Annotated in this window: 18 protein-coding genes; 8 read left to right on the top strand and 10 right to left on the bottom strand. The window is 70.0% G+C overall.

Going from position 1 to position 21,512, the window contains the following annotated elements; genetic code table 11:
- Positions 1–45 precede the first annotated feature (45 nt).
- The 8 genes from purH to BLW75_RS19880 form a co-directional block, all read right to left on the bottom strand.
- Positions 46–1,608, bottom strand: coding sequence for a bifunctional phosphoribosylaminoimidazolecarboxamide formyltransferase/IMP cyclohydrolase (gene purH / locus BLW75_RS19845; protein ID WP_034304485.1), 1,563 nt, complete (start codon positions 1,606–1,608; stop codon positions 46–48).
- On the bottom strand, positions 1,605–2,222 hold the full coding sequence (purN, locus tag BLW75_RS19850) for a phosphoribosylglycinamide formyltransferase (RefSeq protein ID WP_034304483.1): 618 nt from the start codon (positions 2,220–2,222) through the stop codon (positions 1,605–1,607). The genes purH and purN overlap by 4 nt, the downstream gene beginning before the upstream one ends.
- A gap of 76 nt (positions 2,223–2,298) precedes the next feature.
- Positions 2,299–3,777, bottom strand: coding sequence for a cell division protein PerM (locus BLW75_RS19855; protein ID WP_034304481.1), 1,479 nt, complete (start codon positions 3,775–3,777; stop codon positions 2,299–2,301).
- A 143-nt stretch (positions 3,778–3,920) separates the two neighbouring features.
- Complete coding sequence (locus BLW75_RS19860) at positions 3,921–4,730, bottom strand: DUF5336 domain-containing protein (RefSeq protein WP_034304478.1); 810 nt, start codon at positions 4,728–4,730, stop codon at positions 3,921–3,923.
- A 308-nt stretch (positions 4,731–5,038) separates the two neighbouring features.
- Positions 5,039–5,926 (bottom strand): succinate--CoA ligase subunit alpha, encoded by an 888-nt coding sequence (sucD, locus tag BLW75_RS19865; RefSeq protein WP_005165134.1) that lies wholly within the window; start codon positions 5,924–5,926, stop codon positions 5,039–5,041.
- A 1-nt stretch (position 5,927) separates the two neighbouring features.
- Positions 5,928–7,097 carry an ADP-forming succinate--CoA ligase subunit beta gene (sucC, locus tag BLW75_RS19870; protein ID WP_034304473.1) on the bottom strand — a complete coding sequence of 390 codons (1,170 nt, stop codon included), beginning with the start codon at positions 7,095–7,097 and terminating at the stop codon, positions 5,928–5,930.
- 117 nt (positions 7,098–7,214) lie between these two features.
- The gene (locus tag BLW75_RS19875; protein ID WP_034304470.1) at positions 7,215–7,574 is read right to left on the bottom strand and encodes a hypothetical protein; all 360 of its coding nucleotides are present in this window, start codon (positions 7,572–7,574) and stop codon (positions 7,215–7,217) included.
- On the bottom strand, positions 7,571–9,412 hold the full coding sequence (locus BLW75_RS19880; protein ID WP_034304467.1) for a hypothetical protein: 1,842 nt from the start codon (positions 9,410–9,412) through the stop codon (positions 7,571–7,573). The genes BLW75_RS19875 and BLW75_RS19880 overlap by 4 nt, the downstream gene beginning before the upstream one ends.
- A 665-nt stretch (positions 9,413–10,077) precedes the next feature.
- Between BLW75_RS19880 and BLW75_RS19885 the strand changes: the two genes are divergently transcribed.
- Positions 10,078–10,764, top strand: a complete 687-nt coding sequence (locus BLW75_RS19885; RefSeq protein ID WP_034304465.1) for a M23 family metallopeptidase — start codon at positions 10,078–10,080, stop codon at positions 10,762–10,764.
- Positions 10,765–11,457: 693 nt separating this feature from the next.
- Here BLW75_RS19885 and pcrA read toward each other — a convergent pair.
- Positions 11,458–13,872 (bottom strand): DNA helicase PcrA, encoded by a 2,415-nt coding sequence (gene pcrA, locus BLW75_RS19895; protein ID WP_034304460.1) that lies wholly within the window; start codon positions 13,870–13,872, stop codon positions 11,458–11,460.
- Between the two features lie 90 nt (positions 13,873–13,962).
- Here pcrA and BLW75_RS19900 point away from each other — a divergent pair, with 90 nt between their 5' ends.
- The 7 genes from BLW75_RS19900 (at position 13,963) to BLW75_RS19930 (ending at position 20,794) form a co-directional block, all read left to right on the top strand.
- Entirely contained in the window at positions 13,963–14,382 is a 420-nt protein-coding gene (locus tag BLW75_RS19900; RefSeq protein WP_034304457.1) for a DUF1707 SHOCT-like domain-containing protein, read from the top strand.
- A gap of 167 nt (positions 14,383–14,549) precedes the next feature.
- Positions 14,550–14,837, top strand: coding sequence for a chorismate mutase (locus tag BLW75_RS19905; protein WP_034304455.1), 288 nt, complete (start codon positions 14,550–14,552; stop codon positions 14,835–14,837).
- Positions 14,838–14,923: 86 nt separating this feature from the next.
- A complete protein-coding gene (locus BLW75_RS19910) occupies positions 14,924–15,229 on the top strand; it encodes a hypothetical protein (protein WP_034304453.1) in 306 nt (101 codons plus the stop codon).
- 338 nt (positions 15,230–15,567) lie between these two features.
- Complete coding sequence (locus BLW75_RS19915; protein WP_034304450.1) at positions 15,568–16,809, top strand: hypothetical protein; 1,242 nt, start codon at positions 15,568–15,570, stop codon at positions 16,807–16,809.
- Between the two features lie 255 nt (positions 16,810–17,064).
- Positions 17,065–17,910 (top strand): hypothetical protein, encoded by an 846-nt coding sequence (locus BLW75_RS19920; RefSeq protein WP_034304449.1) that lies wholly within the window; start codon positions 17,065–17,067, stop codon positions 17,908–17,910.
- Between the two features lie 219 nt (positions 17,911–18,129).
- Positions 18,130–19,752 (top strand): serine/threonine-protein kinase, encoded by a 1,623-nt coding sequence (locus BLW75_RS19925; protein ID WP_034304447.1) that lies wholly within the window; start codon positions 18,130–18,132, stop codon positions 19,750–19,752.
- Between the two features lie 13 nt (positions 19,753–19,765).
- Entirely contained in the window at positions 19,766–20,794 is a 1,029-nt protein-coding gene (locus BLW75_RS19930) for a serine/threonine-protein kinase (protein ID WP_034304444.1), read from the top strand.
- On the opposite strand, the gene BLW75_RS19935 is transcribed toward BLW75_RS19930, so the two are convergent.
- A complete protein-coding gene (locus tag BLW75_RS19935; RefSeq protein ID WP_034304442.1) occupies positions 20,791–21,459 on the bottom strand; it encodes an alpha/beta hydrolase in 669 nt (222 codons plus the stop codon). The two genes, BLW75_RS19930 and BLW75_RS19935, sit on opposite strands and share 4 nt — an antisense overlap.
- Positions 21,460–21,512: the final 53 nt, after the last annotated feature.

Here is a 21,512-nt window from a genome sequence, read left to right on the forward strand (position 1 = left end):
GGTCCGGGCCCGGATCGCGATTAGCCCGCTAAACGCAGGTCGGCGTCAGTGGGCGAAGTGGCGCGTGCCGGTGAGGTACAGGGTGACCCCGGCGGCCTCGGCGGCGGCGATGACCTCGGCGTCGCGGATCGAGCCCCCCGGCTGGACGACGGCGCGGACGCCGGCCTCCAGCAGGACCTCGAGCCCGTCCGGGAACGGGAAGAAGGCGTCCGAAGCAGCGACGGAGCCCTTCGCACGGTCGCCCGCACGCGACACCGCGAGCCGCGAGGAGTCGACCCGGTTGACCTGGCCCATGCCGACGCCGACGGTCGCGCCGTCGTTCGCCAGCAGGATCGCGTTCGACTTCACCGCGCGCAGCGAACGCCACGCGAACTCGAGGTCGGCCAGCGTCCGCTCGTCGGCGGGCGCGCCGGTGGCCAGGGTCCAGTTCGCCGGGTCGTCGCCCTCGGCGGCGATCGTGTCGACGGTCTGCACCAGCATGCCGCCGGAGATCGGCCGGAACTCGATCGGATCCGGCGACGTGATCGCGGGCAGCTTCAGCAGCCGCACGTTCTTCTTGCGCTGAAGGATCTCCAGCGCCTCGGCGTCGAAGTCCGGCGCCAGGACGACCTCGGTGAACACCTCGGAGATCTGCTCGGCGGCCTCGCGGCTCACCGGCCGGTTGGTCGCGATCACCCCGCCGTAGGCCGAAACGGGGTCGCACGCGTGCGCCTTCCGGTGCGCCTCGGCGATGTCCTCGCCGACCGCGATCCCGCACGGGTTGGCGTGCTTGATGATCGCGACGGCCGGGGCCTCGAAGTCGTAGGCGGCACGGCGCGCGGCGTCGGTGTCGACGTAGTTGTTGTACGACATGGCCTTGCCGTGCAGCTGTTCCGCGTGCGCGAGGCCCGGCCGCCAGTGCTTGTACAGCGCGGCCTTCTGGTGCGGGTTCTCGCCGTAGCGCAGCACGTCGCCGCGCTCCCAGGAAGCACCGGTGAAGTCCGGGAAACCGGAGTCGTCCGCGGGCGCGTAGACGTTCGCGAACCACGCGGCGACGGCGGTGTCGTACGCCGCCGTGTGCGCGTAGGCCTGCGCGGCGAGCCGCTTGCGGTCGGCCAGCTCGAAACCGCCCGCGGCGACACGCTCCAGCACCCACTCGTAACGGGCGGGGTCGACCACGACGGCGACGCTGTTGTGGTTCTTCGCCGCGGCGCGCACCATCGCCGGACCGCCGATGTCGATGTTCTCGACACAGTCTTCAGGGCTCGCGCCCGAAGCGACGGTCTGCGTGAACGGGTACAGGTTGACCACGAGCAGGTCGAACGGCGCGATGTCGAGCTGCTTGAGCTGCTCGACGTGCTCCGGACGATCACGGTCGGCGAGCAGGCCCGCGTGCACGCGCGGGTGCAGCGTCTTGACCCGGCCGTCGAGGGACTCCGGGAACCCGGTGACCTCTTCGACCGGCGTCACCGGCACCCCGGCGTTCGCGATGACCTTCGCCGTGCCACCGGTCGACACGATCTCGACACCCGCCGCATGCAGCCCGGTGGCGAGTTCGAGCAGGCCGGCCTTGTCGGAGACGCCGATCAGCGCGCGCCGGACGGGACGCTGTCCCTGTGCGGTACTCACGAAAACCTCACCTTTCGTCCCTCGACCGCGCACCCGCTCCGGCCGAGCTTTTCGATCGTTTCCACCAGGAGCCTGCGTTCCACGGCCTTGATCCGCTCGTGCAGGACGTGCTCGTCGTCGTCGGGCTCCACGATCACCGGCTCCTGCGCGATGATCGGCCCGGTGTCGACTCCGGCGTCGACGAAATGGACCGTCGACCCGGTGACCTTGACGGCCATCGCCAGCGCGTCGGCCACGGCGTGCGCGCCGGGGAACGACGGCAGCAACGCCGGATGTGTGTTGATGACGCGGCCGGGGAACCGCTCGAGGAATTCGGCGCCGAGGATCTTCATGAACCCGGCCGAGACGACCAGGTCCGGCTGATAGGCGGCGACGGCTTCGGTGATCGCTTTGTCCCACGCCGCACGGTCGGGGTGGTCGGCCATCCGCACGGCGAACGACGGCACGCCGGCGCGTTCGGCCCGGGTGAGCGCCTCGATCCCGGCGCGGTCCGCTCCGACGGCGACCACCTTCGCCGGGAAGTTCGGCTTTTCGACCGCGTCCAGCACGGCTTGCAGCAGCGTGCCGGAACCGGACGCGAGGACGACGAGCTTCACCGGAGTGGGCAGGTCCAACCGACTAGCCAGAACGGGCTCCTTGCCACGGCGGTACGCACTCGGGCGTACAGCGCTTCACCTGGTCGCGACAACCCTAACGGTCGTCGCCGGGGGCGCTTTCGTCGCCGGACCCCTCGGTGGATTCGGTCACAGCGTCGTCGACGGCACCTTCGGGCTCGGGCTCCGGCTCGACCGCTGGTTCCGCCGGGGTCTCGTCGAGGTCCTCGCCCAGTTCCCTGGCGAGTTCCTCTTCGGCTTCGTCGTCGAATTCCTCGTCGAGCTCGGCTTCGGGTTCCTCCGCCGGTTCTTCGGATTCGGACTCGACGGGTTCTTCGCCGGCTTCGGCGATGTCTTCGACCTCGGGTTCACCCGGTGGTTCTGGGGCCTCGTGCGCTCCGGCGAAGAACGCGACGAATCCGCCGGGGACGACGATCCAGCAGAAGGCGATCACCGACGCGACCCCGACCGGCACGCTGACCGGATCGAACGGCCCGTCTCCCAGCCTGCCACCGGCAAGGGTCCCGAGGATGACGCAGCCGAACGCGACGAGCGCGCCGGCGACGGCGACCGCCCGCATCCGCAGCATCGGATCCTCGTCGATCGCGCGGATCCGCCAGCCGACCAGCGCGCCGACCAGCGCGGGCAGGAGCAGCAACGCGGGCCACCAGACGGCATGGTGCGACGGGACCCCCGCCAGCACCGGCACCCCCGGCAGCTGCCCTTCTTGGTAGCCGAACATCCCGACCGTCAGCGAACCGACCGAGAAACCCGGCCCGGTGGTGAACGACAGCGCGGCGACGACCGCGTTCGGCAGATAGGCGACGGAAAGCACGAACAGGCCGAAGCTCGCCCCGAGTCCCGGCCCGAACAGACTGTCCACAGTGGACCACGAGAGCGCGGTGGCCGCGGTGAACACCACGGCACCACAGGCGATCAACGCGGCGAGGCCGAGCGCACCCGCCCGCAGGCCCTGGACGGCCACCGGGTCGAACCGGTCCCGCACCGCGGCCGGAAGCCCGCAGACCCTGGCGACTCCCGCGATGGCGGCGAGTCCGGCGAGGAGGCCCGGCACGCAGAAGGCGGTCAGTGGGTTCACGTCGATCGGCGATCCGCCCGCCAGCAGGGCGACGAGCACACCGAACAGGGCATGGGCGCCGGCGATCACCGTCACTACCGGAATGGCGTCCGCCGGGGTCCGGCCGCCGCCCCTCCTGGCGGCGCGCGCGGCCGCCCGCGCCACGAGCCAGCCGACGACGAGCGTCGGGAGCAGCGGCAGCACGCCGAGCGGATGACCGCCGAGGTCGAGCTCCACCTGCCACGAGGCGAGCCAGCCGGGGCCGGCGGCGAGCAGGGAGCCGGTGGCGGAGAACCGGGACCGGTCGGCGGCGAACGAAACCATCGCGAGAACGGCCGCGATGGCGGTGAAGGAGAACAACAGGGGCGCGCAGGCCGCCGCGAGCAACACACGAACCCGCTTCGCCCTGGAGACCTCCAGCTCGGGGACGAGGTCGCTCACCGGCTCTTCGCCCGGCGGGCGTTCGTCGCGGGTGAGCAGCTTCATGAACCGCACCATGACATCCGGACTGGGCCGTCCGGGTGAGGCACGCCGCCCCCCGTCTTCGCACGTGGCCCAACCCACCCGGTCGGGTAACCCGGAAAAGAAAAACACCCGCTGTGACACGGAGAGTCACAGCGGGTGTTTTTTCGTGCGAGAGGTCAGCTCTGCTTGCCGAAACCACCGGGCGGCGTGCCCGGGTTCTGGCCCGACTCCGACGAGGAGGACGGCGGCTGCTGGAAGAACTGGCCCTGCTGCGGCGCGTACGTCGTGGCCTGCTGGCCCGGCGGCTGCGTGACCGGCGGCTGGAACCCGCCCGGCTGCGAGAACGGGCCGGACTGCTCACCCTGCTGCGGCCCCTGCTGGCCCGAACCGGGGAACGGCTGGACCTGCGTGGCGGCCGGGCCCTGCTGAGCCTGCTGGCCGAACGGACCCTGCGGGCCCTGCTGCGGGAACTGCTGGCTGTAGGGGGCCTGCGGCGCCTGCTGCTGCGGCTTCGCGGCGGGCAGCTTGATGACGTCGTGCTCGAACAGCAGCGCGGCGACCGCGACCAGCATCTGCAGGATGCCGAGGATCAGGACCACGGTGAGGATGCCGGGGACCGAGATGTCCTCACGGCCGCTCCCGTAACCGATGACCAGGTCCAGTGCCCCGAACGCGCCGATGACGCTGAACAGCGCGGCGAACGGCAGCGTCTTCGGGCCACGCGGCAGCGCGTGCAAGGCCGCGAGCAGACCGCTGATCAGGAGGAAGAGCGAGACCTGCCCGGCGGCGTCGGCCTCGTCGGAGAAACCGATGAAGAACTGCACCAGCCCGAGGACCGTGACGGCGAGCGCGAGCAGCAACGCCAGGTTCAGCGGAGTCGCCGGTGACGGCGCCTGCTGCTGCGGAAAGGCTCCCGAGCCGGGGTTGGGGTGTTGCTGGCCGCCACCCTGCTGGGGGTAGCCGGGCCCACCGCTGGGATAGGACATCCGAATGCTCTCCTGTCGTTCGACCGGCACCCCGGGGCGCGCGGAACTCCCGGGACAAACGAGGCGGCTGTGATGCTCGAACGCTAGCGCACACGCGGTCACCCCACGCCTCGGGCTCTGAGACGTCTCTACACCCGGTCAGGTTCCGTGCGGAACCCCTCGGCGACGTCCGGATCGCGATTAGGGGGCTAAACGCAGGTCCGCACCGACGTGCGTTTAGCGGGCTAATCGCGATCCGGACGCAAAGAGGCGGGCCGGGCACCGGTGAAGGTGCCCGGCCCGCCGGGGAAAGCGTCAGTCTCCGAAGATCAGAGGCTGTTGTACAGCTCGCGCGCCAGGACGGCGGTCTCGCTCGGGGTCTTCCCGACCTTGACGCCGGCGGCCTCGAGGGCCTCCTTCTTGGCGGCCGCCGTGCCGGAGGAGCCGGAGACGATGGCGCCGGCGTGGCCCATCGTCTTGCCCTCGGGCGCGGTGAAGCCCGCGACGTAGCCGACGACCGGCTTCGTCACGTTGTCCTTGATGTAGGCCGCGGCACGCTCTTCGGCGTCGCCACCGATCTCGCCGATCATCACGATGACCTTGGTCTCGGGGTCGGCCTCGAACGCCTCGAGGGCGTCGATGTGCGTCGTGCCGATGACCGGGTCTCCGCCGATGCCGACACCGGTCGAGAAACCGATGTCACGCAGCTCGTACATCATCTGGTAGGTCAGCGTGCCCGACTTCGACACGAGACCGATCGGGCCGGCACCGGTGATGTCGGCCGGGATGATGCCCGCGTTCGACTTGCCGGGGCTGATCACGCCGGGGCAGTTCGGCCCGATGATGCGGGTCTTGTTGCCGGTCGCGACCGCGTGCGCCCAGAAGTAGGCCGAGTCGTGCACCGGGATGCCCTCGGTGATCACCACGGCGAGCGGGATCTCGGCGTCGATCGCCTCGATGACCGCGTCCTTGGCGAACTTCGGCGGCACGAAGATGACCGAAACGTCGGCGCCGGTCTCCTTGATGGCCTCCTCGACCGTGCCGAACACGGTGAGGTCCTTGCCCTCGATGGAGACGGTCTGGCCGGCCTTGCGGGCGTTGACGCCACCCACGATGTTCGTGCCGGACTTCAGCATCTTGGTCGCGTGCTTCATGCCCTCGGAGCCGGTGAGCCCCTGGACGATGACCTTGCTGTTCTCGTTGATGAAGATCGACATCTCACGCACCTGCCGCGGCGAGCTCGGCGGCCTTGTCGGCCGCGTTGTCCATTGTGTCCACCACGGTGACGAGCGGGTGGTTCGCGTCGGCAAGGATCTGACGTCCCTCGACGACGTTGTTGCCGTCCAGCCGCACGACGAGCGGCTTGGTGGCCTCGTCGCCCAGGATCTTCAGCGCTTCGACGATGCCGTTCGCGACCGCGTCGCAAGCGGTGATGCCACCGAAGACGTTGACGAAGACGCTCTTCACGTCGGTGTCGTTGAGGATGACGTCCAGACCGGCCGCCATGACCTCGGCCGAAGCGCCGCCGCCGATGTCGAGGAAGTTGGCGGGCTTGACGCCACCGTGCTTCTCGCCCGCGTACGCCACGACGTCCAGCGTGGACATCACGAGGCCCGCGCCGTTGCCGATGATGCCGACCTCGCCGTCGAGCTTGACGTAGTTGAGGTCCTTGGCCTTGGCCTTCGCCTCGAGCGGGTTCTCCGCGTCCTTGTCGACCAGGGCCTCGTGGCCCGGCTGACGGAACGAGGCGTTCTCGTCGAGGGTGACCTTGCCGTCGAGGGCGATGATCTTGTCCTGCGGGTCACGAACCAGCGGGTTGACCTCGACCAGCGTGGCGTCCTCGGAGACGAAGGTCTCCCAGAGCTTCACGACGACGTCGGCGGCCTCGTCGACGATCTTCTCCGGGAACTTGCCCGCGGTCAGGATCTCGACGGCCTTCGCCTTGTCGACACCGGCGATCGCGTCGACCGGGATCTTCGCGAGCGCTTCGGGACGCTCGACGGCCAGCTGCTCGATCTCCACGCCGCCTTCGGCGGAAGCCATCGCGAGGAAGGTGCGGTTCGCACGGTCCAGCAGGAAGGAGAAGTAGTACTCCTCGGAAATGTCCGAGGCTTCGGCCACCAGCACGCGACGCGTGATGTGGCCCTTGATGTCCAGGCCGAGGATCGCCTCGGCCTTCTCGGCGGCCTCATCCGGCGTCTGGGCCAGCTTGACGCCGCCCGCCTTGCCGCGGCCGCCGGTCTTGACCTGGGCCTTGATGACGACCTGGTTGCCGATCTTCTCGGCGGTGGCCTTGGCTTCTTCGGGGGTGTTTGCCACGGCACCCGGCAGAACCGGTACTCCGTGGGCGGCGAAGAGATCCCTCGCCTGGTACTCGTAGAGGTCCACTACTCCAGTCTCCTGACGACACGCCACTGTGGTGGTCCGTTGCCGGACCGCGCTGTCGGACCAGTCGAGGTTAGCGACCTGCGCAGAAGCAGGGGACTCCGCACCTGGTGAAGTCGGTCACCGTACGCGGTCAGACGGTGTTTCCACGGTGTGAGACCGCACACCGGAGACCCAGTTCGCCGCGTCTTCCAGGCTTTCGAAGGCGTTCTCGAACCCGCTCGGGCCGTTACCGACCGCGAAGAGAAGAACGCCGGGGACGGCGTCGGCCAGCCCCTCCGGTTCGCTCGCGCCGCACAGGACGCCGAGGATGTCGGGATCCTCCTGTTCGACCGTCCTGGCCATTTGGTCGACCGTGTCGAGGCGCCCGGCATAGACGACCTCGACGCCGTCATCACGCAGCAACCGTCCGAGAGCGACCGCCGCGCCTTCCTCGACGTCGAACTCGGCCAACACGACGCGAAGAAGACGGCGCGTCATCCGGCCCGCCGTGCGCCCGCGACGGCCATCCCGGCCGTGACGAGGGTGACGGCGGCACCGCCCAGCGCGAGCCAGAACCCGATCCCGGCCGACGAGCCGTCGTACTCCGAGCCGACCAGTGGGAGTTCCGCCGCGCGCAGGCCGAGCACCAGCGCGGCCCCGGCCAAGGCGGAAGCCGCCGCGGCCGGCCGGGAGCGCGGAACGAGCGCGTACAGGCCGAGGACGACCGCGAGCGCGCCGAGCAGGCCCCACGACGCCGCGCCGAAGTCCGACCACAGCCCGGGAGCGGTGTAGCCGGGCGCGGTGAACACCGGCGAGCCGAACGCGGCGATCGCCAGTATCGCCGCCGCGACGAGCGGGGTGAGCACATTCCCGCCGGCCCGCGTTCCGTCGAGGCCGGTGTCCAGTTCCGCGTTGTCGTCATCGTCGGAGACGTCGCGCTCCACGACGCCGGTGATCACCGCGGCGAGGGCGGCCACGGCCGCCAGCACGAGCGCGACGAACGTCCACGTGACGCCGGGGCCCGCCGAAAAGCCGACCTTGTCCGGCAACGGCAGGTCGACGCCGAACAGCGCCGGGTCCACCGCCTTGTCCTCGGTCACGGACAGGGCCGCGCTCAGCACCGCCGCGCCCGCGAGGACGACACCCGCCCACGTGGCCGCGACGACTCCCCTGGCGAACGCCGAGAGCCGCGGCACGAAGACGAACAGCGCGGGCACGGCGAGCACGACCGCGGCGCCGAGCAGCAGCCAGCGCGCCGGTGTCTCGGGTACCGGCGTCGGACCATTGGCCTTCAGCACCGGGGCCAGCGCACCCGCCGCCGCGGCCGCGGCGGCGAGCAGAGCCAGACCGCCGGTGGCCAGCCGCCACCAGAACAGCCCCGGCAGCTTGGCCTCGCCCGCCATGTCCCCGGTGACGGCCTCGCGCGTTTCCGTGACGTCGAACCGGGTGAAGGCCAGCCCCACCAGCGCCATGCCCGCGACGGTCACGACCACCGAACCCGGCGCGACCGAAAGCCGGTCCACGACCAGTCCCGCGATCACGGGCGGGACACCGACCGCGAGCGCGGCCAGCCCCGCTCCGGCGAATCCGCCCTTGCCGACCTCGGCCGAGGGCGAACTCACCGCCACGAGCGCGGTCAGCGGCAGCAAGGCCGCGAGCAACAGGTATCCGGCCATCGCGACGGTCGGGCCCTCGAAGGCGTTCTTGGCCAGCAGGTACGCGTTGCCCGAACCGAACGGCGCGAGGAGCAGGCCGACCCCGCCCGCCACACCGAGCACTGGCCCGAGCAGCCGCCAGCGGCGCCGTCCGTCGAGCTCGCCCGCCAGTTCCGCCTCGTCGCGGGCGGCCCCGGCGGCGAACGCGCCGGCCGCGAGCGTGAGCAGATGGCCCGCCACCAGCGGCCACAGCCCCGGTCCCGCCGGAGGCAGCGCGAGCAGCCTGTCGGCGAGGAACAGTTCCGGGCGCGCGGCGAGGGAGCCGTCGGCGAGCAGCTGCAGATCCAGCAGCAGCCGTCCGGGCGCGAGCGCGGTGAGCCCGAGGACCAGCCCAGCCGCGAGCCCTGAGCGTCCGGTGGCCAGCGCGTAGAGCACGGCCGCCGCGGGCGCCAAGGCCAGCACGACCAGTAGCGGAGCGGCGATGAAACCGGGCGAACCGCCCTGGATGACGGGCAGCAGCGCGCCGGCGGCCAGCGCTACCGCACCGGCCGACACCAGCCCCGCCGACAGCAGGAGCGCTCGCGGGCGGGGGCCCGGTTCGCTCCGGAGAAGTTCGGCGGACGCGGTACCGGGGACGGCTTGCCCGGCGGAATCGCCAGGGTGCCGTGAGCGCGAAGTCATCGACGGCGACGCTAGCAAGCCGTAGTGGGCATGGCCCGGCAGCAGGGCGCGCCGCAGGTCTCACCGGCGCTGGGCCAGGCCACTGAAGAGGCCTGGACGCCGTCCGCTAGGTCCGGTTCGCGGTTTTCCTGCCCCCGGCGGCCCCTGACGACACAGGCGCATAAGTCCGCCCAGTCCGGGTAGACCTCCTTCAACACCGTCGGGCAACCGCTTATTTCCCTCGTTTGCCTTCTTTTCGGCCCTCCGATACGCCCGAACAGCCCTCTGATCTTGTAACGCAAGTCACATGGTTGCGAGTAAACCTCCTCTAACTTTGGGTAATTTTCACTGGACAACGGCCAGATCACCGTCGCCCGATCGGCCGAGAGCGCCGCCAGATCTTGCTGATCGGGGTGCCGCTTCGTTACTGTCCCGGGGTCCCCATTACAGTCAGATCACGAATGAGAGCACCGAACGAACCACCCCCGAGGTTCTTCACCGGGATCCCCCGCCCGGGCTCTTGATCCGACTCCCCGAACATGGAAGGCCCCGTCTTGGCTTCACACCGCTCCCCCGGCGGCCAAGCTCCTTCCCCGGCGCTCGAGAACGCACTGGATGGTGCGGTCGTCCGCGTCCGGGGCTCGCACCGCCTGTCGCCCCCGTCCTCCGCTCTTCGCGGTCGTGTCGTGGTCGCAGCCGTCGCTGCCGGCGCCTTCGCGGCCGCCGCTGCCGGGCAGACCCTGAAGTCCGTTTCGGAATCCTCCGACGCCGCCGTCACGCCGCTGGCCAGCACTCAGGACGCGAGCGCCTCGTTCGCCCTCGGTGGCGGAGCCGGTGGTGGCGCACCCGAGCTGCTGCCGACGAGCCAGTCGACGAACGCCTCCGCCGAAGCCCAGAAGCTCTCGGAGAACAACAGCATCACCCAGGCCCGGGTCAAGCGTGAGGCCGAAGCGGCCCGCAAGGCCGAAGAAGAGGCCAAGCGTCCCAAGACCTGCATGCCCGCCAAGGGCACCTTCACCTCGGGCTTCGGCGCCCGGTGGGGCACGAGCCACCTCGGCATCGACATCGCGGCCCCGATCGGCACGCCGATCGTCGCGGCCTCCGACGGCACGGTCATCGAAGCCGGCCCGGCCAGCGGTTTCGGCCTCTGGGTCAAGGTCCAGCTCGCCGACGGCACCATCCACGTCTACGGCCACATGAACTCGTTCTCCGTCCGCGAAGGCCAGAAGGTCAAGTGCGGCGAGGAGATCGCCGAGGTCGGCAACCGTGGTCAGAGCACCGGCCCGCACCTGCACTTCGAGGTCTGGCAGAACGGCACGAAGAAGATCGACCCGCGCCCGTGGCTCGCCGCCCGTGGCGTGAACGTCGGCTGATCGAGCCTCGGCTTTCCTTTCACCACACCGTTTCACCACTCCGGTGGCTACGCCCGCGATGAGGGCGCGCCGGGCAACGACGCTCTGGCGCGCCTTCCACGCCTCCGCTTCCCGCTTTGAAGCCATCGGCTTCGAGCACACGGGGAAGCGTCGTAGGCCGTCCGGCCCGGAGCACATGTGGTCTTCGAGGCCCTCAAAGCCCTCACGCGACGCCGTCGGCCCGCTTCCTGACGAAGTACCCCACGGCGATCTGCCAGACGGTGCAGAGACCGGCCGGGCGCCGTTCGATCGGCCGCCATCCGGCGAAAAGTCCCCGGGAACGAGTCCGGCACCCGGCTGGCCGCGGCCCGAACAGCCATCGCCGCGCGTGACCGCATACGACGCACCGTCCGGCCCCGTCCGGTTCGTGCGTCCGCAGTAACGCGCGCCAGGCCGCGACCAGCCTGAGCACTTCCGGCGGTTCCGGACCCCGATCCGTCCCCGCCCCTTCTTCAACACCCCGCAAGTACTCGAGTACCCCACTCGAGAGAACCCCAAACAAGACCCCGTCCACACCGCTGCGCCCCCTCCTCCTGAACGGGGCACACCGGCTCTTCCAGCCTACCCCAGCGCATCGAACTCGTGTTCGATGGCACAGGTATACGGGAGGGGTCCGACAATTTTCGCGAGCGGCGAAGAAACCGCAGGTCAGGGCTAGAGTTTGACCATCGGGACGCTGCCGATGAGCATCAGCCGGACCTTGCCGGCGGCGCCGAAGTCGATCGTCGCCGTGGCCCGGGGGCCCGCGCCGTCGCAGGCGACGACGGTCCCGAGTCCGTACTTGTCGTGGCTGACCCTGTCGCCGACGTCCAGTTTGAGCGCGACGGTGTCCTTCCAGCCCTTGCCGAACGGGCTCGTGCTCGCCGACCTCGAAGGCGACGAGCCACCGCCACGGCTCCCCCACGTCGTCGCGGCACGCGGCGATCCACCCGACGAACCGAAGCCGCCGGAAGAAGAGGAAGGCGCGAGCCTGCGCCAATCGACCAGATCGGCGGGCAGCTCGTCGAGGAACCGCGAGGCCGGGTTCATCTGCGGCTGGCCCCAAGCGGAGCGCACCATCGAACGGGAGACGTACAGCCTCTTCCTCGCCCGCGTGATCGCGACGTAGGCGAGCCGGCGCTCTTCGGCGAGTTCGGTCGGGTCACCGAGCGCGCGCATATGCGGGAAGATCCCGTCTTCCCAGCCCGTTCCGAAGACGACCGGGTACTCCAGGCCCTTCGCCGTGTGCACGGTCATCAGCGTGACCACACCCGCGTCATGCCCGTCAGCGTCGTCTCCGCCGTCGGGCGACGGGACCGAATCCGCGTCCGCCACCAGCGACACCCGCTCCAGGAACGCGGGCAGCGAGCCCGGCTCCGGCACACCGGGGTCCGCGGTGTCGATTTCGGGGAGTTCGCCGTCCGGACCGGCGACCTCGGTGGTGAATTCGGTGAACTCCCGCGCGACGGTGACGAGTTCCGTCAGGTTCTCCACCCGCGACGCGTCCTGCGGGTCTTCGGACTCCTCGAGTTCCGCGCGATAGCCCGTGCGCTCCAGGACCGCTTCGAGGATGTCGGCGACTTCCGCGCCGCCCTGGACGACCTCGCCGAGCTCGTCCATCAGCTCGACGAAACCGGTGATCGCCTTGGCGGAGCGCGGGTTCAGCAACGGCACCTCGCCATTGACGGCACCGCGCAACGCCTGCGCGAACGAGATGCGCTCGCGCTCGGCGTACGTCGCGATGACCGCTTCGGCGCGGTCGCCGATGCCTCGTTTGGGGACGTTGAGGATGCGGCGCAGGCTGACGGTGTCCTCCGGGTTCGCCAGCACCCTCAGGTACGCGAGCATGTCCCGGACCTCGCGCCGTTCGTAGAACCGCACCCCGCCGACGACCTTGTACGGCAGGCCGAGGCGGATGAAGATCTCTTCGAAGACACGGGACTGGTTGTTGGTGCGGTAGAAGACGGCGACGTCGGAGTAGTCCGCTTCGCCCTTGTCCGCCAGCGCGTCGATCTCGCCCGCGACGAACGCCGCTTCGTCGTGCTCGTTGTCCGCGACGTAGCCGACGATCTTCTCGCCGTCACCGGAATCGGTCCACAGCCGCTTCGCGCGCCTGTTCGGGTTTCGCGCGATGACCGCGTTCGCCGCGTTCAGGATCGTCTGGGTCGAGCGGTAGTTCTGCTCCAGCAGCACGGTCCGCGCGTTCGGGAAGTCGCGTTCGAATTCCTCGATGTTGCGGATCGTCGCGCCGCGGAAGGCGTAGATCGACTGGTCGGCGTCACCCACGACGCACAGCTCGGCGGGCTCGATCCCGGCCTCGTTCGCCTCGGTGCCCACCAGCTCGCGGACCAGCGTGTACTGCGCGTGGTTCGTGTCCTGGTACTCGTCGACCAGCACGTGCCGGAACCGCCGCCGGTAGTACTCGGCGACGTCCGGGTACCGCTGCAGGAGTTCGACCGTCCGCATGATGAGGTCGTCGAAGTCGAACGCGTTGGCCTGGTTCAGCCGCCGCTGGTACTCGACGTAGACCTCGGCGACGCGGCGTTCGAGGTCGTTGCCCGCGTCGGCGACCGCCGTCTCCGGATCGATCAGTTCGTTCTTGAGGTTCGAGATGTGCACGGCCAGCGTGCGCGCGGCGTACTTCTTCGGGTCGATGTCGAGATCCCGGGCGACGAGGGTGATGAGCCGCTTCGTGTCGTCCGAGTCGTAGATCGAGAAACTCGACGACATCTCCAGCGTTTTGGCCTCACGCCGCAGGATCCGCACGCACATGGAGTGGAACGTCGACACCCACATGGCGTTCGCGCGGCGGCCGACGAGGTCGCTCACCCGCTCTCGCATCTCCGCGGCCGCCTTGTTGGTGAACGTGATCGCCATGATCTGGCCGGGATGCACGTCCCGTTCGGCCAGCAGATACGCGATCCGCCTGGTCAGCACCCGGGTCTTGCCGGAGCCCGCGCCCGCGACGACCAGCAGCGGCGAGCCCGCATGGGTCACGGCCTCGCGCTGTGCCGGGTTCAGGTCGTCGAGCAGGTCCGAGTGCCGAGGCTTGGCCGGACCGTCCGCTGGGAGATCGAAGAGGGTGTTCATCGCCGGTCCACGCTACAGCGCCGGGCGTAGGCGGTGTTGCCGCCTGCCGTCCGACGCGCGAGCGGTGTTCGCGGCGGAGGATCGGATGCCATGGACACCAACGGAATTCCCTCCCGGCTCAGGGCGGCCGACACCGACCGGGAGCGGGTCGTCTCGCTCATCCAGGCCGCCGGCGGCGAAGGCCGTCTCACCCTCGAAGAAGTGGAAGAGCGGCTCGGCACTGTGTATTCCACCAAGTACACGGACGAGCTCGCCGCGCTCACGGCCGATCTGCCGAAACCCGTGCCGAAGCGGCGCCTGGTCGCCTTCGGGCATCCGGCGGTGCGGATCCATCTCGCGGTCGCCGTCGTGCTTTCGGTGCTGCTGATCGTCCGCTGGACGGCTTCGGGGACGCCGTTCTTCTGGCCTGCGATGCCGATGTTCTGGCTGGCCATGAGCGTCCTGGTGCACGCCCGTGTCCGCGGAGCGCGCCGCCGCTTCGAGCCGGAGGAGGGTTTCGCTGTGGCATAATGATGCGCATGCGGCACGTGACGCGATTTTTTTACGGGACCCGGACTCCGGCTCCCGTGATCGCATAGTGCCGAAATGCCATCACCCGAAGCCCCGGAGTCCACGGACCCCGGGGCTTTACGCTGTTCCGGGGGCCAGCAGGGAATCCGGACCGAAGAGAGGTCCCGATGAGCACCACACAGAAGCCGGACGCCGAAGAACCCACCGCCACCGCCGAAGAGATCGGTGAGCTCCGCAAGGAGATCGACTTCCTCGACGGCGAGATCCTGCGGCTGGTCAAACGCCGCGTCGAGGTCTCCAAGACGATCGGCGCGGCCAGGATGGCCGCGGGCGGCACCAGGATCGTCTACAACCGCGAGATGGACGTGCTGGCGCGCTACCGCGAACTCGGGCCGGAGGGGCGGCAGCTGGCGATGGCGCTGCTCAACCTCGGGCGAGGCAGGCTGGGGCGGTAGGCGCGGGCGTCACGATTGCGTGCCGTGAGGCGAAACTCAGGGTGTTCCCCGAGCCACGACGGCCAGGGACAGGGCAAACTGGACACATGATTAACCTCATCGCCGTGATCATCGCGATCGCCGGTGTCCTCGCGGCATTGGGCCATCTCGGTTATCTCGCCATGCTGAACAACGCGGCGGGTAAGCGCGCGGGCGGCACCCCCATCGCCCAGTACGTCAAGACGCGCTGGCCGATCGCGGCGGGTACCACGGCCGCGTCCCTTTTCGCCTGGCTGCTCACGAGTGGGGGAACGACGCTCGACGTCATCGCCATTTTGCTTGCAGCGGGTAGCGGGATCACGGCCACGAAAGCCCTGCAATCGACCCAGCAGAAGTACCGCAGCGGCAACTGAACGGCTTCACCAGCGCCGATTGCACTCCGTAACGTCACCGAGGCCCGTTCGGCCGCGCCCGACCGAGTGAAACATCTGCAACTTGCAGAGTGGGTGAAGACTTGCGGGTGTCGAACTTTTAGTGTGGTCCTCGTGTGGACCCTTGCGTCTGGGTCGGGCGATGCCCGTATGGCGCGCGGGGGCGATGGCCCCGCGCGCCCCCAGTCGTATGCGCGTGCATTTGCTCACGAGACTGCTTGGGAGTCTGCAAGCGAGGGATCCCGTGAAGCCGCTGCTCCGTTCGGCTTAACCGGTGTCACATCGCCGTCAGGGCCGGCCTGTGAGGGGGTCGCTCGGACATGAACGGCTGGGCGGAACACCAGGGACGGAACGGCGCCACGCAAGCGGGCCGCCACCGGGCGGGCGGTACCGAAGGCTGGACTCCTTCCGTGCCGCCGCGGCGGCAGCGACCCACCGGGCACGGGCATCACGCCCACCGCGAGTTCGCCCCGCCCTCCACCGGTTCCCTTCCCCTTCCGCCACCGCGGGACAGGAGGGCGCCGAGCCCCGGCTACGCCCCATCGAGCGGCCGTCTGCCGCTCCCCCAGCCCGCTCGTGAGGTCCCCGTAGAGCACACAGCCCGCCCGGCCCGCGTAGAGGTCTCATTCACCGACCCCGTCCCTCCCGTCGAGGAACGGCGCGCGAAGGCCGCCCAGCGCACGAAGGTGACGCTGACCGCCCCCGCTCCCCGCCGCCCCGAGCCGGTGGAAGTCGACGACAACGACGACGTCCGCGTCTACCTCGCCCCGCCGGTCGACGGTCTGAGCACCTTCGACCTCGGTACGGTGCCCGCTTCGGTGACGCCGCCCAAGACCTGGCGCAAGGCCGCCTGGTTCGCGGCGGCGGCGTCCGCGCTGGTCGTGGTCGGCCTGCTCTTCGCCGGTTCGTACCTGGTCGGCAAACCCCTCCCGGAGCAGCAGAGCCAGGGCGGCTGGCCCGGATACCGCGGGGGCAGCCCGCTGACCCAGGACGGTCTCGCCGGCCTTCCGGCCACGCCACCGCAGGGCGGCGCGGCGGGCAACCCGTCCGAATCCGAGACCGAGTCCTCCACCAGGGACGACCGCAGCTCCGCCAACTCCGGCACCAGCTCGGACAGTGAAACCGCCGGGACCGGCTCGTCGCGGCCCGACTCTAGCGGGCCGGCGCCGTCCGGACGGCCCGCGCCGCCGTCGAGCGACCGGCCGCAGAAGCCACCGGTCGTCCCGGCCAACCGCACCACGACCCCGGCCCCCTGGTACGCGTCGCAGCCGGACGCGCAGGCGATGGGCGACAACACCGAACTCTTCCTCAACTCGGTCACCACGAACCCCCAAGAGGCGTCTTCGGTGACCTCCGGCGGCCTGCGCGAAGAAGGCGCGGAGGGCCTGCGGGACCGCTACCGCGACGTCGCCTACTTCGAGGTGAAGAAGGTCAGCATCGACCAGCGCCGCGGCGTCACGGTCAACACCGTCGAGGTCACGCACAAAGACGGAACGAAGACCATGGAGCAGCGCACCTTCACCTTCGGCGACGACGACAAGATCGTCGACGACGGCATGTAGGCGACCACGCACGTGCAAGTGTCCTGTTCCTCTGCACGTGCGGTGCGCTGAGCGGTCGCCCCTGGTCCGGGTGGGTGACCTAAGCTGCCGTTCGTCGTATCGCGACGGCATTCCGGCGATGGAGCCTGGCCGTGGACCGTCCGCACAGGGTTACCTGACGACTGCAGGGTCCGCACCGTTCAGAAGACGGCCGCGCGGACCAGAGGCGTCGGCCGAACGGCCCAGCGCCTGCCCCGGACCAGAGCGAGGAATTTCGTGCTTGATCGACAGCGCATACGGCGTGAGGATGCCGTACGTGTCGAGGACGTCATCCCGGAAGAGATCCTGAACGACACCCGCGTCGACCGCGAGTACCTCGAGCAGGTCTTCCGCGAGCCGCAGAAGTTCGTTCCCGCGCGCACCCGCGAAGAGCGGTCGCCGCAGCCCGAACCCGAGGTGGACGAGCCGGAGAGCCGGGCCGCCCGGCGGGCCAAGCTGGCCGGTCTGGTCGCCGCCGGATTCCTGGTCGCGGGCGCCGTCGTCACCGCGGGCGTGCTCGCGGGCGCGCAGCCGCAGGGCACCGTGCCGGGTGCCGCCGCACCCCAGGTGATGAGCGGAGCCGCCGCGCTCGGCGGGCTCGCCGTCCCGGACTCCACCGAGCCGGAGCGCAAGCAGGAGACGCCGAAGACGTCGGGCACCAGCACGACGCCTCAGCCGTCTTCGGGCACCGGTTCGGGCTCGCTCCCGCCGCGGGGTTCGTCGTCCAGCAGCGCCAGCTCGCAGCCTGCCGCCAAGCCCGCCGCGATCAGCACCGCCGCGGACAAGATCGACGCGGTCCGGAAGTTCTACCAGACCGTCGACGCCGATCCGTACGGCGCGATGTCGCTGATCACGCCGGTGCTGGCCGAGTCCGAAGCAGGCAAGCTGATCGAGGCGTGGAGCGCCATGGACGCCATCCAGATCCAGGACATCCGGGAACAGGCCGACGGCGCCATCCTCGCCGTCGTGACCATGCGCAACCCGGACGGCGGCCTGCTGCGGGTCACGCAGGTGCTGGAATTCGCCGACGAGACCTCCGGCCTGATCACCGACGCGCGACTGCTGTCCGCGCAGCACATGTGACTAACACCGCGCGTGCAACAGTCCTCCACCCAGGGCGATCAGAGTGTGCCGCGTGTGTGTGCGCAGAGTGAGCGCCTAGCCTTGTCACGAGTCGGTCTCGGAAAAGCCGGCACACAGACCACTACATGTGCATACGCTCCAACGCTGTGGCGTGCCGAAGGCCGCACCGCGCACGCGGACCATTCCGCGTCGTGAAGACGGAGCCCAAAGGGAGGTCGCGTGAGCGACGAGGGTCGCCTGGTCGCCGGTCGATATCGCATCGCCGGGCGGATCGGCACGGGCGCGATGGGTGCCGTGTGGCAAGCGCACGACGAGGTACTCGGCCGCACGGTGGCGATCAAGCAGTTGCTTCTGCAACCAGGACTTGAGGCTCACGACGCCGAAGACGCCCGTCAGCGCACGATGCGCGAGGGCCGGATCGCCGCCAGACTGCACCACCCGAACGCCATCTCGGTGTTCGACGTCGTCACCGACGACAACGGCCAGCCGTGCCTGATCATGGAGTACCTGAACTCCACCAGCCTCGCCCAGGTGCTGCAGGAGGAGCGGACGCTGCCGCCGACGGAGGTCGCGCGGATCGGCGCGCAGGTCGCGGCGGCGCTGACCGAGGCGCACGCGGTCGGCATCGTGCACCGGGACATCAAGCCGGGCAACATCCTGCTGGCGCCCAACGGCACCGTGAAGATCACCGACTTCGGCATCTCGCGGGCCAAGGACGACGTCACGGTCACGAAGACCGGGATGATCGCCGGAACCCCCGCCTATCTGGCGCCCGAGGTGGCCATCGGCGGAGACCCCGGCCCGGAGTCCGACGTCTTCTCGCTCGGCTCGACGCTCTACGCGGCCTGCGAAGGCCAGCCGCCGTTCGGCCTCAGCGAGAACACGCTGAGCCTGCTGCACGCGGTCGCGGCCGGGCAGATCATCCCGCCGCGCCAGTCCGGCCCGCTCGCCAGCGTGCTGGCCGTGCTGCTGCACCCGGAGGTGCGGCACCGCCCCACCGCCGAAGAGTGCGAAGAGCTCCTCGCCGCGGTCGCGCGGGGTGAAACGCCGTTGGGCGCCCCCACGGACGACACCGTGCTCGCCGCCCCCATCGCGGGCGCGCTCGCCGGCGGTGGCGTGACCCAGGCGCTCGACAGCGAGGCCGCCGGTCACTCGGGCTCGCTCCTCGACGAGCAGAACGCGGCCGGGTCGTACTACGACGACGAGGACGACTACCACCAGCCGCCCGCCTCGGGCTACCCGGAAGACGACTACGACGGGTACGACAACTACGACGAGACGGCGTTGCTGGCCGAACGCGGCCACCCCGGCGGCGGCCCCGCGCCGACGCGCGCCGTCCCGATCCCCGCGGGCGACTACGACGACGATCCCTACGACGACGATTACGACGACCCGCCCCCGCCGCCGCCGCCCACCCGCGCGCAGACCAGCCCGGTGGACGAGGACGACGACGAAAAGCCGGGCGCGTGGAAGAAGCCCGCGATCATCGGCGGTGTCGTGGTGGTGGCGCTGGCCGCGCTGGGGTTCTGGCTGTTGAGCCCGAACAACCCGGAAGCACCCGCACAGGTGGGGAACTCGTCCTCGACGAAGCCGTCCCCGTCGGCGACGTCGTCGGCTCCGGAGACCACGGAAACGCCGACGGAAACGCAATCGGCCGAGCCGCCGAAGGAAACGACCTCGTCGAAGAAGACATCGAGCAAGGCGACGCAGACTGAGCCGGATCGGCCGACCAGTTCGAAGCCGACGAAGACGACCAGCTCGAAGCCGCCGACTTCTTCCGATGACCCCCCGCCGAGCACTACGCCGACCCCGCCCGTGAGTTCAACCCCGGCCGGCACTTGATCCGAGGCTGCAATTGAGTTCTGAAGGTTCCATCGTCGGCGGCCGGTACCGCCTGGACCAGCCCATCGGGCGTGGCCGGGCGGGCATCGTGTGGCTGGCGTTCGACACCCGCCTGCTGCGCACGGTCGCGATGAAGCGCATGTACCTGCCCGTCGGCCTGCCGCCGGACCGGGCGGAGCAGGCCAAGGCCGTCGTCGTCCAAGAAGGCAAGGACGCGGCCAAGTTCGAGCACGCCACCGCCATCAAGGTGTACGACGTGCTGCCCGACGGGCCGGACGTGTGGCTGGTGATGGAGTACATCCCGTCTCGCGGGATGGCGACCTTCCTCGCCGAGCACGGCAGGCTGACCGCGGAACAGGCCGCCGGGCTGGGCATCGTGCTCGGCCGCGCGCTGGCCGCGATGCACGAGGCCGGGGTGGTGCACCGGACCGTCGAACCTGGCACGGTCCTGCTGGCGGACGACGGCGGCGTGAAGCTCACCGACATCGGCATCACCGGCGGTGGCCCGAGCCCCGCGTACCGGGCGCCCGAGGTGGCGCGCGGCGAACCGGCGACTTCGGCCTCCGACGTGTTCTCGCTGGGCGCGACGCTGTACACGGCCGTCGAGGGGGTGCCGCCGTTCGGTGAAGACGGCGAGTCCTCGGAACGGCCGCCGCAGACCGCCGGGCCGTTGGCCGGCGCACTGCGCAAGATGCTGCGGGCGGAGCCGGACGCGCGGCCGACGATGACCGACACCGTGCGCTCCCTGAACGCGATCACCGAGGGGCGGCAGACGGCGTTCATCCCGCCGACCGCGCCTGCCATGCCGACGGTTCCGGCCTCGATGCCGATGCCGATGCAGCAGGCTCCGCAGTTCCCCCAGCACCAGCCCCAGCAGTATCAGCCGCCGCAGCCGCAGTACGCGCCACCGGCGCAGCAGTACGCTCCCGCCGCGCCGGTGGCGGCGAAGTCGCCGGATACCCGGAAGTGGTTGATCAGGGCGGGCGCCGTGGTGGCGGCGATCCTCATCGGTGTGCTGTTCGCGGAACTGTTCCTGATTTAGAGCCGCTCGAGGACCAGCTCCGCCAGTTCGACCGGACGGCTGAGGTACGGGCTGTGGCTCGCCCGCCACGTCACCGTCGTCTCGCAGCGTCCGGCGAAGTGGACGACCATTTCCGGGACGAGCGCCCGGTCTTCGGTGCAGGTGACGTACGTGGTCGGGGTGTCCTTCCACGCCGAGCCTTCCGGCGACTCGTCGAAGATCGTGACGGGCTCGGGACGCAGCAGTGCCGTGGCGCGTTCGGCGACGGCGTCCGTGCAGTCGGCGTACAGGGCCTCGCGGACGACGGCGAGATCGAGATGGGTCAGGCCTTGGTCGTCGAAGGTCAAGGGCAGCTGCCGGGGTTCGCGTCCGGTTTCTTCTCTGGTCCGCTCGATCCAGTACTGCGCGGTTTCACCCGGCTCGCTGACGATCGCGGCCAGGTAGATCAGATGCGAGGCCCCTTGGAGCCCGCTGGCGGTCAGGCCCCCGAAGGAGTGCGCGAGCACCACTGGCGGCTCGGCCGCCTTGTCGACGATTTCCTGGACGGTCCGGGTGGTTTCGGCGATCGGGCGCCCGCCGAGGTCGGGGACGGTGACCTCGACGCCGTCCCGGCGGAGGCGTTCGACGACGTCGTCGAAATGAGCGGGCTGGTGCCATGAGCCGTGCAGGACGATCAGGGGACGCACGGAAGTCCTTTCGCCGGCGGGATTGTGGCTTCCCTGCCAGGTTGTCGGCCGCC

The sequence above is a fragment of the Amycolatopsis lurida genome (assembly GCF_900105055.1).
GTDB classification, from domain to species: domain Bacteria; phylum Actinomycetota; class Actinomycetes; order Mycobacteriales; family Pseudonocardiaceae; genus Amycolatopsis; species Amycolatopsis lurida.

What these genes read in the sequence shown, in the direction of transcription:
- BLW75_RS19855 (WP_034304481.1), bottom strand. Translation starts at nt 3,777, where the DNA reads ATGGTGCGGTTCATGAAGCTGCTCACCCGCGACGAACGCCCGCCGGGC.
- BLW75_RS19860 (WP_034304478.1), bottom strand. Translation starts at nt 4,730, where the DNA reads ATGTCCTATCCCAGCGGTGGGCCCGGCTACCCCCAGCAGGGTGGCGGC.
- sucD (WP_005165134.1), bottom strand. Translation starts at nt 5,926, where the DNA reads ATGTCGATCTTCATCAACGAGAACAGCAAGGTCATCGTCCAGGGGCTC.
- BLW75_RS19875 (WP_034304470.1), bottom strand. Translation starts at nt 7,574, where the DNA reads ATGACGCGCCGTCTTCTTCGCGTCGTGTTGGCCGAGTTCGACGTCGAG.
- BLW75_RS19880 (WP_034304467.1), bottom strand. Translation starts at nt 9,412, where the DNA reads ATGACTTCGCGCTCACGGCACCCTGGCGATTCCGCCGGGCAAGCCGTC.
- pcrA (WP_034304460.1), bottom strand. Translation starts at nt 13,872, where the DNA reads ATGAACACCCTCTTCGATCTCCCAGCGGACGGTCCGGCCAAGCCTCGG.
- BLW75_RS19900 (WP_034304457.1), top strand. Translation starts at nt 13,963, where the DNA reads ATGGACACCAACGGAATTCCCTCCCGGCTCAGGGCGGCCGACACCGAC.
- BLW75_RS19905 (WP_034304455.1), top strand. Translation starts at nt 14,550, where the DNA reads ATGAGCACCACACAGAAGCCGGACGCCGAAGAACCCACCGCCACCGCC.
- BLW75_RS19910 (WP_034304453.1), top strand. Translation starts at nt 14,924, where the DNA reads ATGATTAACCTCATCGCCGTGATCATCGCGATCGCCGGTGTCCTCGCG.
- BLW75_RS19915 (WP_034304450.1), top strand. Translation starts at nt 15,568, where the DNA reads ATGAACGGCTGGGCGGAACACCAGGGACGGAACGGCGCCACGCAAGCG.